This is a genomic window from Serratia sp. H402Y, from assembly GCF_051172415.1.
In the GTDB taxonomy this organism is placed as follows: domain Bacteria; phylum Pseudomonadota; class Gammaproteobacteria; order Enterobacterales; family Enterobacteriaceae; genus Serratia; species Serratia ureilytica.
On record NZ_JBPIYZ010000001.1, the window covers coordinates 1,938,634 to 1,952,009 of the forward strand.

Here is a 13,376-nt window from a genome sequence, read left to right on the forward strand (position 1 = left end):
CAATGTTGGGAAACTGCGTCAGACCTGTCGCAGGTAAACATCCGTAATGCGCAAGTCAAAGTTGCTTTTCATTTCGGTGACGTCAATAAGCAAGAAAGCGTGCGTAGCCCAGTCCGGCGCTCGCTCGAAGGCAGGAGGCTGCGTAGGATAACCCTGCATTTGGCCTGGGATGATAACGCTCTTCAGATCAGATTCATTGCCGCTAAATTGATAGGTGTAAACGTGACCGGTTTGCTGCTTGAGGATTTGGGGTTCAACGTCTTGTTGCGGACCATATTCGCGCAGCTTCGCCCATAGGATTTTGACCTGGCAGCGTTGCCCATCACCCGCGTAAGTGTTGGCGCGAACATGGTGAATAACGCTGCCGTAACCTTTCAGGCGGATGGTTCCCAGCACCGCCTGGAACACACCATTTCCAGCGGCCGCGTTGCGCCCCAATGAAACGAAATCGGCCTGGCGAATAAGGCTGAAATTGGTGCTGTTAGTCGTACCCCACCCGTAGCGAGATTTGCGTACCGTATTAACGCCTCCCGGCGGCAGAACCCAAACTTCCTCAGTCCATTTGTCGCTACCGTTGCTATACGTCGTGCCATCCAGCCAGTTATCCTGTACGGCGGCATCGGTTCGCACCTGAGTTAGCAGATAGGGCCAGGAGATAGGCAATTGCGTATTACGCAAAGAAACAGAGCCCGTGCCATCAATCCACCCACTGACGTTGGTGTCACCACCTTGTTGCATCTGACCGATATTGACCTTATCAAAGACCACTCGCGCCAAATCACCCACATAGAATGGGTTAGAGGTTGTCGGATAAGCCGTTGGGCTACCGCCGGCTTTGAAGGTAAACAGACCGCCGATAATGTTGACCTTGCAACGTTTGGCATCCGGGATGTTAAGGATGTAATTTTGCGGGCCATAGCCTTCAATGTGACAATCGCGGAAAATATGTTGCCCCCCCTCGATATGCATATACTTTCCGACATGGCTGGTTGAGGTTTGCGGCCCATTCTTACCGTAAATGTAATCAAAGGAACAGTTTAAGAAATAGCTGTAGCCCCCCTGTAATTTCACACCGCAATTGCTCTGAGCGAAAATGCAGCTGTGGAAATTCATCTCTTCACCGGAATTGGAAGTATTGTCGGGGAAGTAATAGCAAATGTCGCAGTGATTGAAACTAAAGCCATACATGCGCAGGAAGTAGAAATCGGTAGTACCGGTTATGCCATATGCAAAACCTTCGATCCCTCCGCCGATAAAGGTCAGCGAATTGCGACCATAGCTAGCCGAGAGCGAAGTAGAAAACGTCATGCCATCGACAAATGAATTGGCGCCAGGGCCAATCATACGCAAATTTTTCACGCTGAGATTGCCCTGGGTATAACCGGCGTTGTTTTGCCATTGAATCGCGATTTTACGTTCGGTGGCGTTGCCCTGTGTCATGGCGCTAAAATCCAGCAAGGCGCCGGAGAAATCGTAATCGACGGTTTTCAAATCCAGCTTCAGCGTTTCCGTACATTTAAATTGCCCGCTCCCGAACTGCAGATTCCCATTTTTCAATACGCGTGAACCGCTGGATACAGCCTGCGAACTGGCATAATCGTGAGCAGCTTGAATGGCAGCGGCATCCTCTGAAATACCGTCACCTTTCGCACCGAACATATAGGGCGACACCGTGCCGGCAACGTCCAGGACGCGCACCCACAACCAAGCGGCGTTGGGGCGGATGAACATCCCGCCATCATCCATCGGTGTCGATTGTGCTTTGGCGACGAAGATACCGCCGCCGAGGGGCTGACGATTGCTGGCATTCCAATCGCCATAGTATGCGGTCACGGCGATCAATTCACCGACTGCGCCAGGAAGAGTGTTTCGTAACGTAGCGATATCAGGGCAGGTATTCATCATATTATCCTCATAGTGTTACTGTATTTATATACAGCCATGTAACTCTATGAACGAATGAACCGCTCATCAATAGCGGGAGTGTTGTTCTATTGCCCACCGAACATACCGGTCTAGTGGAAGTAACGCCTCCTTCCGCTCCTTTTATCCCCCCATACAAAGTCAGAGAAATGCCGTTACGCGACGAGTTCTCCCCGCACCACCACCTTGCCCGGCTTGATCTCGGGGTCGGCAATACGACAGAGCGCCAGATTCAACGTTTGCCAGGCGATCTCTTGCAAGTCGTGTAACACGCGCGGGAAATGAAAACCGTAGGTCGCGGCATGTGAAACCTCACCGCTTCTGAACAGCGCCACGTCCTGCATCAACGGCAGCCGATGTTCGATGCAGGCCTTGATAATGCCCAGAGAGATCTGGTTATTACAGCCAACGAAAAAGTCCGGGGCGCGGTTATTGGCCAGCCGACGGCTCGTCTCTTACCAGGCAACATCCATACAGAAACTGTTGTTCGGCAGCGATTTTCCGTACCAGCCGGGCGAACTGTTTCAAACCACGGTCGACGACATCCGGCGAGCGGGTTTGCCGGAGGAAGACGTGAACGCCATTTTGGTTCGCAATGCGGCTGCGCTGTTTGGGCTGCAGGATGTGAAGCGGCCCACATAGGTTTGGCCGCGTTTACTGCACGATATGTTCACCCTCCTGAAAATACTCACCGATAACGCTTTCCAGCATCGCCACCGCCGATTGACCGGCGGCAGCGGCAGAGCGCAGCAGCTGCACTTCGTGCGGAGCGACCGACGGCAATTCGTCGAGGATCCGCATCGCCGCCGTCACGCGTGCGCGGTCGAGCAGCGTGACGGCCAATCCTGCCTCGACGGCGGCAGCCACCACGCTGGCCGAAGGGCTGCTCACAACCACTCGCCAATGCCTTCCCGCCCCGCTCAATGCATCGATCATAGCCTCTCGGTAAGGGCAATCGGCGGCATGCAACGCCAATGGTATCGGTTGGGCCATATCCAGCGCCAACCGGCGGCCGCCAACCCAAACCGGCGCAGTCACCGCAAGCGGCATCTGGCGCAGTCCCCCCATCGGCAGCACCGCCAACGCCAGCTGTAGCCGGTTGCGTCCGATCTGTTCAACCAACGCCTGGCTGGCGGCCGTAGAAACCTCCAGCATCACCGCAGGAAAACGGGTGGCAAACGCCGGCAGCACATCGCGCATGACATGTGATGCGTATTCATCAGGCACTCCCAGCTTGATGTGCCCACTCAGCGGTGCGCCCTGCAGCTCACGCAGAATATCGTCGTGGGCATTCAACAGCCCGAGCGTCGAGGCCAGCAGTTTGTCGCCTAAGGGCGTCAACACGACGGACTGATTGTCGCGCTCCAGCAAGCGGCCGCCCACGACCTGTTCCAGACGCTGAATATGAACGCTCACCGCGGCTGGGCTGCGATGAACAAAGGCCGCCGCCGCACGAAATTGCCCCAAACGGGCGATAGCGTGAAAAGTGCGCAAAAGATTAATGTCCAGGGTTGGTCGCATGGTTTAACTCCATTAAACAACTGAACGAAAATTATTCGATTTATTAAATTATAGCGGCTCACTACCCTTGGGGAAAAAGGAGAAGATCACCATGCCCCTGTCAGAATTTCGTCCACCTTCCTGCCGCGATAAGGTGGGCGACAAAGCCGCCGTCTGGTTGCCGGCAGCGGAAGTCCTGCTGATCGTCGCCTGGAGCTCGGGCTTTGTCGGCATCCGTTTCGCCGCCGATTACGCGCCGGTGTTGCTGGTGGCGTTCTGGCGCTGTGTCGTGGTCGCTTTACTGCTGATGCCGTTTAGCCTTCGCGCCATCAGGCGCTCCTCGCCGCAGTCGGTAGCCGCTCATGCCGGGATCGGGCTGCTTGCCATGACCGGATACCTGACCGGCGTCAGTAAAGGCATCGAGTACGGCGTGCCGACCGGGTTGGCCGCGCTCATCGCCGATTTGCTCCCTCTCGGCACCGCACTCTTGAACATGCTGTTTCTACGCCGGCTGCCCGATGGCCGCGTCTGGCTCGGCCTGGCATTAGGCTCTCTCGGGGTGATATTGGCGACGGGCGGTGCTATTTCCTGGGGAAGTGCGCCATTGTGGAGCTACCTGTTGCCGCTGGCGGGGATGCTGTCACTGGCACTGGCGACGCTGTGGCAGCAACGGCTGCCGCAGGCGCAAGCGGTGAGCCTGCCCGCCAGGTTGGGGATACAAAGCGCGATTTCAGCGCTGGCTTTTGCCCCACTGGCAGGCGCAGAAAGCCCGCTGCTGCCAACCATGACGACAGGGTTGGTTATCGGCGTGCTTTGGACCGCGCTTTTGGCCACCCTGGCCGGTTACGGTTTGTATTGGTTCTGCCTTAGGCATACCTCTGCATTGCGTGTGACGAGCCTGCTGTTCCTCAGCCCCTTCGTCACCTTCTGCTGGGCAGGGTTAATGTTCGATGAGCCCCTTTCCTGGCCCATGCTGCTGGGCGCAGCAACGGCGGGGAGCGGCTTGTGGCTGCTTATCCGCCCCCCGATGAGGGGCCGGATTGAACGCACTGAAATGAATAATGGCAGATAAGGTTAACGAAGATGCCGGCTACACGTTGCCGGCACCGTTACACGACGAGTTTTCCCCGCACCACCACCTTGCCCGGCTTTATCTCGGGATCGGCAATACGGCGGATCGCCAGATTCAACGCTTGCCAGGCGATCTCTTGCAAGTCGTGTGACACACAGGGGAAATGGAAACCGTAGATCTCGGCATGTGAAACCTCATCGATGCTGAACAGCGACACGTCCTGCATCAACGGCAACCGATGTTCGATACAGGCCTTGATGATGCCCAGCGAGATCTGGTTATTGCAGCCGACGAAAAAATCGGGGGCGGGGTTATTGGCCAGCCAGCGGCTCGTCTCTTGCCAGGCGACATCCATAAAGAAATCGGCATACCGCACGTCGAGCGAAGCCACCTTCCCTTGCAATGCCGCCTGCAAGCCAGTGACCCTGTCACGCGCAACGTTGGAATTCTCCGGCCCGGAGATCACCACCACCCGCTGCGCCTGCTGTTCCAGAAGCCAACGCCCCGCCTGAAGGCCGCAATCCAGATTATCAATATACACCCCGCTGCAGTGGTGACTCTCCAATTCCCGATCGATCAACACCACCGGTATATTGAGCGTTTCCAGACGTTTGAGGTAGGAAGGCCGGTACAGATGATCGTTGGAAATGACCGAGAGAATAATCGCATCGACGTTGTAGCCAATGAGTTTGTCGATGATCCTGTCTTCGCTTTCCTGAGACTCATAGGAGTCGAACACCAGCGTGTCGTACCCCATCTTTTGCGCTTCAAGCGTCATCAGGCGCGTCAGGCCGCCAAAGAATGGGTTGGCCATGTCGGGGTTGACGATGCCAATGGTTCTGCTGCTTTTCGCCCGCAGATTGCGCGCCGCGGCATTGACCACGTAACCGAGTTCGGCGGCGGTCTCCCGAATTCTCCTCAACGTTTCCGGATGGACCTTGTCCGGCTGTGAAAATGCCCGCGAAGCGGTTATTTTGCTGACGTTCGCCTGTGCGGCGACGCTAGCCAGCGTCGCTTTCCGTCCTCGACCCACGGCCAAATGCAGCTCCTTAGCTTGAAGGTATCATTTTGTATCATTCCCGGCATCATGACAGAACTTTGTTCTTGGCGCTAATGGTTTACGCCGGCAAGACGGTTAATTCGCGGATCGGTAAAAATATCCAGCTCGTCACGGCTCTCGGAAGAGAACTCAGACACCACCGCGCCCTGCTTCCCCGCCTGAAACCAGTGACGGGTATTGGGCGCAATGGTGTATTGTTCCCCCGGCCGCAAGAGGATATAGCGATGACAGGTATACCACTGCTCCGCGCCCTCCGGCACCCGGCATACCGGTTGGCCGCCGCGATCGTTGGGCGTCAGACTTTCATCATCGACAAACAAAAACACCTCTCCCCAGCGGCAACGGAACGTCTCTTGCTTGCCGGGCGTGCCGGCAAAGGGAGGGTGTAAATGTTCCGGGCAAGTCTGCCCAGGAAACAGCACCAGCTCTTTCGCGCAATACCGAGGTGAGTTGACGTAGGTCAGCAGCTGCAACCCGGAAGCGGGATAGTCGGCCAGACCAAACGTCGCAATTTCAATGCGTTGCTGTTCTTCTTCGGTCAAGATAATGTCCGCCTGGCGCAAATACTCCAGCGTAGCGGCTCTGGCGCTTTGTTGTTTGTTCATCATTCCCCCGGCAAAGTAACGGTATCGATATCAACAGGCCGATATTAAAACCGTCATTGCCACGCCGATTTTGTGACCACCGTCGCTATATTGAATAACAACCCGCCAGCAAAATTAACTCTCGTCGAGTAATTCCAACATTGATCACAGTTTAACCACCCGCATTAGCTCACTATCGCCGCATTGAAATGATATCGTTACCATAAAAATGATTCACCAGGAGGCAATATGAAAGCATTAGTGCTGGCCAAAGCGGGGGAAATCGCTATCGAGGACGTCCAACTGGCCGAAACGCTGGGGCCCGACGATGTAAAGATAAAAATTCATTCCGTGGGCATCTGCGGCAGCGATGTGCACTATTACCAGCATGGCCGCATTGGCCCGTTTGTGGTCAAAGCCCCGATGGTGCTCGGCCATGAGGCCGCCGGCGTGGTGCTTGCGACAGGTGAAAACGTCACTCACCTCAGCGTCGGCGATCGCGTTTGCATGGAGCCCGGCATTCCCGACCTCAACTCGGCGCAGACGCGCGCCGGGATTTACAACCTGGACCCCGCCGTTCGCTTCTGGGCGACGCCGCCGGTGCACGGCTGTTTGCGCGAAACCGTCATCCACCCCGCCGCATTCACGTTCAAACTGCCGGACAACGTCAGTTTCGCTGAAGGCGCCATGGTTGAACCCCTGGCCATCGGCATGCAAGCGGCCACCAAAGCCGGGATCAAACCCGGCGATATCGCGCTGGTGATCGGCGCTGGGCCGATCGGCGTGGTCACCGCCCTCGCGGCGCTGGCGGGTGGCTGCTCGGACGTCATTATCTGCGACCTGTTTGACGAGAAACTCGCCGTGGCGGCCAGCTATGAAGGGCTGCACGCCGTCAATATCAAAACCGGCGACCTGGCGGGTAAAGTGGCTGCGTTCACCAGCGGCAATGGCGTCGATATCGTGTTTGAATGCAGCGGCGCAAAACCGGCTATCGCTACGCTGGCCGAACATGCGGCGCCAGGGGCAACCGCCGTGCTGGTCGGCATGCCGATCGACGCCGCGCCGATGGATATCGTCGCAGCGCAGGCCAAGGAAATCACCTTCAAGACCATTTTCCGCTACGCCAACATGTATCCGCGCACGCTGCGGCTGTTGAGCAGCGGCAAATTGCGCGTCCAGCCGTTGATAAGCCAAACCTACAAATTCTCCGACAGCGTGGCCGCCTTCGAGCGCGCGGCGGCGGGACATGCCTCGGACATCAAAATCATGCTGGAAATGGAGTGATCCTATGGCGCTCTATGCTGGCATAGACTGCGGTACGCAAGGCACGAAAGTCGTGATTGTCGACAGCACACAGGGCGTGATCCTCGGTGAGGGCAGCGCCCCTCACCGCCTCATCAGCCAAGCCAATGGCCGGCGCGAGCAAGAGGCCGACTGGTGGATTGAGGCGTTGGTCACCGCGTTTCATCAAGCCGTGACTAACGCCGGTATTGATGCCGGGGAAATTAACGCTCTCGGGGTCTCGGGCCAACAGCATGGATTTGTGCCGCTGGACGCAGATGGCAACGTGCTGCACAGCGTCAAGCTGTGGTGCGATACCGAAACCGCGGAGGAAAACGAACTGCTGCTGCAGCGGCTCGGCGGCGCCAAGGGTTCGCTGGACAAGCTCGGCCTGCGGCTCGCCACCGGTTATACCGCGTCAAAAATCCTTTGGTTCAAGACGCACCATCCGGCGCTCTGGGCAAAACTGCACACCGTGCTGCTGCCGCATGATTATTTGAACTTCTGGTTGACCGGGGAGCGTGTAGCGGAATATGGCGATGCTTCCGGCACCGGGCTGTTCGATGTGCGCGCCCGTAGCTGGAGTCAAGCCGCCGTCAATCTTATCGATGACAGCGGCCGTTTATGGCATGCCCTGCCGCCGCTCAAAAGCGCGGAATGCTACATCGGCACGGTGCGCCCCTTCGCGGCGGAAAAGCTCGGCCTTGGCCCGGCAGTTCGGGTCTCGACCGGCGGCGGCGACAACATGATGGCGGCCATCGGTTCCGGCAACATCGAGGCCGGCACCGTTACCCTGAGCCTCGGCACCTCCGGCACGCTATTCGCCTGGTCCGCCGCGCCCGTCGTGGCGGAATCCGACATGATTGCCGGTTTCTGCTCCAGCACCAACGGGTGGCTGCCCTTGATATGCACCATGAATGTCACCTCGGCCACCACGGCCATGCAGACGCTGCTGGACGAAGATCTTGACGGCTTTAACCGCTTATTGGCGCAGGCGGCGCCGGGTGCCGGCGGCGTCGAGATGCTGCCGTTCTTCAACGGCGAACGCGTTCCCCCGCTGCCCCACGCGCGCGCCAGCCTGCATAACCTCGATAGCGACAATTTTACTCGCGCCAATCTCTGCCTGGCGGTGGTTGAAAGCGCCACCTACGGCCTGCGCTATGGCATCGAGCTGTTTCGCCGCCAGGGCATCGAAACGCGCGAGATCCGCCTCACCGGCGGCGGCGCCCGCAGCGCCGCCTGGCGACAAATCGTCGCGGACGTGATGGGGTGCCCGGTGGTCTGCCTGAATGTCAAAGAGACCGCCGCGCTGGGCGGCGCCATTCAAGCGATGTGGGCGACGTCGTTGGCCGATCGCCCGCACCAGAACGCCACCGGGCTCTTGGCAGAACTGTGCCAACGCTTCGTTTCCCTGGATGAAGCCACGCGCACGACGCCAAACGCCGACAGGCAAACGCAATACGAGACGCTTTATCAACGGTACCTGCAGCGTTTGCAGCGGACATACCCGGAGGTTCAATCGTGACGCGAGATCCCCATACGCAAGCCCCTGCCTACCTGCTGGAAGTCAGCGGCGTCAGGAAAGCCTTTGGCCCGGTCGTGGCGCTCAAGAACGCCGAGTTTTGCCTGCGGCGCGGATCCATCCATGCCCTGTGCGGCGGCAACGGCGCGGGGAAATCCACCTTTCTCAGCATTCTGATGGGCTTTATTCAACCCGATGGCGGCGACATTTTTATCAATGGGCAACGCTGTGAATTTCATCATCCCCGGGAAGCCCTCAATGCCGGCATCGCCATCGTGCAGCAGGAGCTGAGCGCGATCCCGGATCTGACGGTGGCCGAAAACATTTGGCTGGGCCGCGAGCCGAGACGCCTGGGTTTCGTCGACTTTGCGACACTCAACCAACGCACCACCCGTCTGCTCGAGGAACTTGATTTCAAGATCGACGCCCGAGAAAAAATGCGCAACCTGAGCGTCGCCGAGCAGCAACTGGTCGAGATCGCCAAAGCGCTGTCGCACGCCAATGCCGACATCATCATCATGGATGAACCCACCTCGGCGATTGGCGAAGAGGATGCGCAAAAAATCTTTCATACGCTTCAGCAACTGGCGGCGAAAGGTAAAGGCATTATCTACGTCTCCCACCGTTTGTCCGAGATATTCCAAATCGCGGACAGCTACACCATTTTCCGCGACGGCGCCTATATCCATGAAGGCTATATCGCTGACATTACCCGTGAGCAGCTGATCGAACACATTATCGGCGGCGAGTACGACAGCGAGTTCGCCAAGTTCAATCAACCCGGCGAAGAGGTCTTGCTGGAGGTCAACGGCCTGTGTTGGCGCAGCAAGATAAAGGATATCAGCCTGCAACTGAAGCACGGTGAGATCCTGGGCATCTACGGCCTGGTGGGATCGGGCCGCAGCGAGTTTCTCGATCTTATCTTCGGCATTCAGCATGCCGACGCCGGCACGATTCGCTTGGGCGACAAGACGCTGAACCGCCATTCCCCGCGAGAGGCCATCGACAGCGGCATTGCCTACGTGACGGAAGATCGCAAGGAAACCGGCCTGGTGCTGTGCCGTTCCGTCAGTGAGAACATCAATATCGCCTCTTTTGCCGGCATCAGCCGAATGGGGTTCGTCAGCGAGAAACGGGAGCAGGCGCGAACCCGCGACATGATCCAGCGCTTTAACGTTAAAACCCACGATGGCGAACAGCCCGTGGGCAACCTGAGCGGCGGCAACCAGCAAAAAGTGGTGCTGGGCCGCTGGGCGCTGTTGGATCCGGAGGTGTTGTTGCTCGACGAGCCGACGCGCGGCATTGACGTCGGCGCCAAGAAAGAGATCTATCGATTTATGTCGGAGTTCGCCTTGCAAAACAAGGGGATCATCATGGTTTCCTCCGAGCTTTCGGAAATTATCGGCATGAGCGATCGCATCCTGGTGTTTCGTGACGGGCAGTTGGCCGGCGAGCTTGCGGCAGCCGATGCGACTCAGGCAGCACTGATGAAACTTGCGGTTTAACAGAGAGAGAAAAACAAAATGAGCAGCGCCCACTCCTTATCACCAGGAATGTCATTTTTCACCCGCAATAAGCGCCGTATGCACAAATACGGCATTATCATCGCCTTTTTCGCGCTGTGCCTGATCGTGGCGCTGATTGGCGAATATCAGGTCGCCCAGGGAGCCTGGAGCAGCAATTATTTTCTCAGCAATGAAAACACCCTGATCGTACTGCGCCAGGTCTCGATCAACGGCATTCTGGCGATAGGTATGACCTTCGTCATCATCACGGCCGGCGTCGATCTCTCCGTCGGCTCGGTGCTGGCGTTAAGCGGCATCGTCGCCGCCCGTTTCGCCACCAACAATAGCGGATTGGCTATCGGCGATACCGCGACCGCCGTCATGGCGCCGCTGATCGTGGCGCTGGGGATCGGCATCGTCTGCGGCCTGGTGAACGGCACCGTGTTGGCTCGCTACCGGTTGCAGCCGTTTATCGTCACCATGGGCATGCTCTCCGCGGCGCGCGGGTTAACCATGTTGACCACCAACGGCAATCCAGTATCGCAATTGAACAGCGATTTCCGCTGGTTAGGCAATGGCTATGTCGGCGGCGTTCCGGTGCCCGTCATCATCTTCATCGTGCTGTTCGCCCTCGCCTGGCTCGTGCTGAATAAAACCCTCTTCGGGCGCTACATCTACGCCGTCGGCGGCAACCCGAAAAGCGCGCGCACCTCGGGGATTAACGTCACGCGCATCAAAATACTGGTGTATACGCTGTGCGGCGCGCTGGCCGGCATCGCCGGCCTGATCCTCACCGCGCGCACCGGTTCGGCGCAAACCAACGCCGGCGCTGGGTATGAGCTGGACGCTATCGCGGCGGTGGTGATCGGCGGCACCAGCATGGCCGGCGGCGTCGGTACGCTGGTCGGCACTTTCTTCGGCGTGCTGATTATCGGGGTGATGAATAACGGCCTCGATCTGCTCGGCGTGCAATCGTATTACCAACAAATTATCAAAGGCGCATTGATCGTTCTTGCCGTATTGCTCGACCCATCGCGTAAGCAACAGCGCGATTAATAACATCAGACCCAACTCTACCAGGAGAAAACCATGAATAAGACCAAGATAGCGTTGTTTGCCTCTGCCATGATGCTCGGCAGCCTGTCGGCGGCTCAGGCCGCCCCGGTAAAAATCGCGGTATTGATGTACGGCAACAAAGCCGAGTTCGTGCAATTGATGGAAAGGTTCGGCAAGGAACACCCGGCGGTGAAAAGCGGCGAAGCCGTGCTGACCTTCTACGATGGGCGTTATGATGCATCGGTGCAAAACGATCAGGCCGCCACCGCTATCCAGACGCGCGCCGATGCCATTATCGTCAACCCGATGGATTTTGAGGCCAATATCGATATCGTCACCAATGCCAACGAAGCCAAAATTCCGGTGGTGGTCACCAACGCGCGCCTGAACACGGACGCGATGACGTCTGAAGTGGTGTCTAATGACGAGCTGGGCGGGTATCTGGAAGCCAAAGCCGTCCTGGACAAACTCGACTGCAAGAGCCGGAAGGTGAACGTGGTGATTATCGAAGGCCCGAAAGGCGGCAGCGGCGAGATCCAGCGCGGCAAAGGCAATGATAAAGCGATTGCCGAGTGCGGCGCCGGCCAGGTCACGGTACTTGAGCGCAAAACGGCCAACTGGTCACGCGCGGAAGCGCAGCCGCTGATGGAAAACTGGCTGCAGAAACACCGGGGTAAAATCAACGGCGTGATTGGCCAGAACGACGAGATGGCGCTGGGCGCTATCGAAGCGATCAAAGGCGCCGGCCTGAATGTGAAGGACTTCGCGATTGCCGGCGTTGACGGCGTCTCTGACGCGATTCATGCGGTGCAGGCCGGTGAAATGGTCTCTATTCTGCAAGATGCCAAAGGCCAGATGCAGGGTTCCATCGACGTCGCGCTGCGCGCCGTGAAAGGGGAAAGTTATCAACCACAGTCGGATATCTGGAAACAGTACGCCAAAGATCTGAAATGGGAGGGCGGCACGCAGAAGCATTATTATATTCCGTGGACCGTCGTCACCGCAGAGAATGCCCAGCAACTGTTGGACGCGCGCAAGTAATGTCCGGCGCCCCCTGTACTCAGGGGGCCTTTGCTCCGAAGCTTGCCGCAGGCAAAAAAAAGCCAGCACGGAGGGGCTGGCTAAAAAGTTCTTCGAGGGAATATCTTGTGCGATAAACATACGCCTTTCGCCGCACGCTTTACTAGCTATCAGTGCGATAGGCGCTGCCCGTTAAAATCAACGCCTGCATATCGGCGAACATCGTTTCCCATTCCGCCTGGCCGATATCCATCAAACCGAAATAACGCAGCATAAAGGCGCCTTCGGTGGCCAAAAACGCCAGCCGCGCGCGCTTACCCTCTTCGGTAGTCAAATCCAGCCCGGCGATGCGGCTGCGGTACCATTCGCGCGTGCTCGCCAGATGCTCCGGCGTTTGAATCAGCGTCGCCATCAACCCGGCGGCCTTGGCGCTGGCGGTCTGATCCGAACTTTGCGTCGCCAGCATATGCGCCCGCACGCCGGTCTGCGGCGAAGGATCGTCGCCGGCGATCTCCGCGAACAGCGTTTCATAGGCGCTGCCCCAGCGATCGAACATCGCGTCGATCAGGGCGTCTTTGCTGCCGAAGCAATACTGCACCCCGCCCTTGGAGATCCCCATCGCTTTGGCGACGGCGTCGATGGTCAAACCGGCGGCGCCCTGGGTGGCGACAATCTCTTCGGCGGTGTCCAAAACCTTGTCGCGATCGATGCTGCGTTGACGTCCCATTAAGAAACCCTTCTTTTCAATACGAACGTATGGATATATATTATCACCAGTATACCACCCGGCATCGCCGGAGGGTTACCGCAATGGCGGCGCCTTCGCGCCGCCCACGTAAACTGGATTATGACT

The 13,376-nt window shown here is 57.8% G+C and carries 12 protein-coding genes and 1 pseudogene; 7 read left to right on the top strand and 6 right to left on the bottom strand.

Features of this window, described 5'->3' with window-relative positions:
• Positions 1 to 18: 18 nt before the first annotated feature.
• Positions 19 to 1,905 (bottom strand): hypothetical protein, encoded by a 1,887-nt coding sequence (locus ACSBQS_RS09495; protein ID WP_434990372.1) that lies wholly within the window; start codon positions 1,903 to 1,905, stop codon positions 19 to 21.
• A gap of 173 nt (positions 1,906 to 2,078) precedes the next feature.
• Positions 2,079 to 2,402, bottom strand: a pseudogene (locus ACSBQS_RS09500) (LacI family DNA-binding transcriptional regulator); the annotation flags it as partial.
• A 4-nt stretch (positions 2,403 to 2,406) separates the two neighbouring features.
• Between ACSBQS_RS09500 and ACSBQS_RS09505 the strand changes: the two are divergent.
• Positions 2,407 to 2,565, top strand: a complete 159-nt coding sequence (locus tag ACSBQS_RS09505) for an amidohydrolase family protein (protein ID WP_232092536.1) — start codon at positions 2,407 to 2,409, stop codon at positions 2,563 to 2,565.
• Between the two features lie 12 nt (positions 2,566 to 2,577).
• Here ACSBQS_RS09505 and ACSBQS_RS09510 read toward each other — a convergent pair whose 3' ends face one another.
• Complete coding sequence (locus ACSBQS_RS09510) at positions 2,578 to 3,444, bottom strand: LysR family transcriptional regulator (protein WP_172755781.1); 867 nt, start codon at positions 3,442 to 3,444, stop codon at positions 2,578 to 2,580.
• Between the two features lie 91 nt (positions 3,445 to 3,535).
• On the opposite strand from ACSBQS_RS09510, the gene ACSBQS_RS09515 reads away from it, so the two are divergent.
• Positions 3,536 to 4,495, top strand: coding sequence for a DMT family transporter (locus ACSBQS_RS09515; protein WP_434990375.1), 960 nt, complete (start codon positions 3,536 to 3,538; stop codon positions 4,493 to 4,495).
• Between the two features lie 37 nt (positions 4,496 to 4,532).
• Here the strand turns inward: ACSBQS_RS09515 and ACSBQS_RS09520 are convergent, their stop codons facing one another.
• Positions 4,533 to 5,534 carry a LacI family DNA-binding transcriptional regulator gene (locus ACSBQS_RS09520; protein ID WP_033643286.1) on the bottom strand — a complete coding sequence of 334 codons (1,002 nt, stop codon included), beginning with the start codon at positions 5,532 to 5,534 and terminating at the stop codon, positions 4,533 to 4,535.
• A gap of 71 nt (positions 5,535 to 5,605) precedes the next feature.
• Positions 5,606 to 6,160 carry a D-lyxose/D-mannose family sugar isomerase gene (locus ACSBQS_RS09525; RefSeq protein WP_042784691.1) on the bottom strand — a complete coding sequence of 185 codons (555 nt, stop codon included), beginning with the start codon at positions 6,158 to 6,160 and terminating at the stop codon, positions 5,606 to 5,608.
• A 228-nt stretch (positions 6,161 to 6,388) separates the two neighbouring features.
• Here ACSBQS_RS09525 and ACSBQS_RS09530 point away from each other — a divergent pair, with 228 nt between their 5' ends.
• From ACSBQS_RS09530 to ACSBQS_RS09550, 5 genes are read left to right on the top strand one after another with little or no spacing between them, the layout of a single operon-like run.
• Positions 6,389 to 7,423, top strand: a complete 1,035-nt coding sequence (locus ACSBQS_RS09530) for an NAD(P)-dependent alcohol dehydrogenase (RefSeq protein ID WP_103101075.1) — start codon at positions 6,389 to 6,391, stop codon at positions 7,421 to 7,423.
• Positions 7,424 to 7,427: 4 nt separating this feature from the next.
• Positions 7,428 to 8,945 carry a xylulokinase gene (xylB, locus tag ACSBQS_RS09535; RefSeq protein WP_197666140.1) on the top strand — a complete coding sequence of 506 codons (1,518 nt, stop codon included), beginning with the start codon at positions 7,428 to 7,430 and terminating at the stop codon, positions 8,943 to 8,945.
• Positions 8,939 to 10,447 carry a sugar ABC transporter ATP-binding protein gene (locus ACSBQS_RS09540; RefSeq protein ID WP_405053201.1) on the top strand — a complete coding sequence of 503 codons (1,509 nt, stop codon included), beginning with the start codon at positions 8,939 to 8,941 and terminating at the stop codon, positions 10,445 to 10,447. Before xylB ends, ACSBQS_RS09540 begins: the two co-directional genes overlap by 7 nt.
• Positions 10,448 to 10,465: 18 nt before the next feature.
• Complete coding sequence (locus ACSBQS_RS09545; protein ID WP_033643291.1) at positions 10,466 to 11,503, top strand: ABC transporter permease; 1,038 nt, start codon at positions 10,466 to 10,468, stop codon at positions 11,501 to 11,503.
• A 33-nt stretch (positions 11,504 to 11,536) separates the two neighbouring features.
• Positions 11,537 to 12,544 carry a substrate-binding domain-containing protein gene (locus ACSBQS_RS09550; protein WP_116286259.1) on the top strand — a complete coding sequence of 336 codons (1,008 nt, stop codon included), beginning with the start codon at positions 11,537 to 11,539 and terminating at the stop codon, positions 12,542 to 12,544.
• Between the two features lie 142 nt (positions 12,545 to 12,686).
• Here the strand turns inward: ACSBQS_RS09550 and ACSBQS_RS09555 are convergent, their stop codons facing one another.
• Positions 12,687 to 13,250 (bottom strand): TetR/AcrR family transcriptional regulator, encoded by a 564-nt coding sequence (locus ACSBQS_RS09555; RefSeq protein ID WP_042784698.1) that lies wholly within the window; start codon positions 13,248 to 13,250, stop codon positions 12,687 to 12,689.
• Between the last annotated feature and the right edge of the window lie 126 nt (positions 13,251 to 13,376).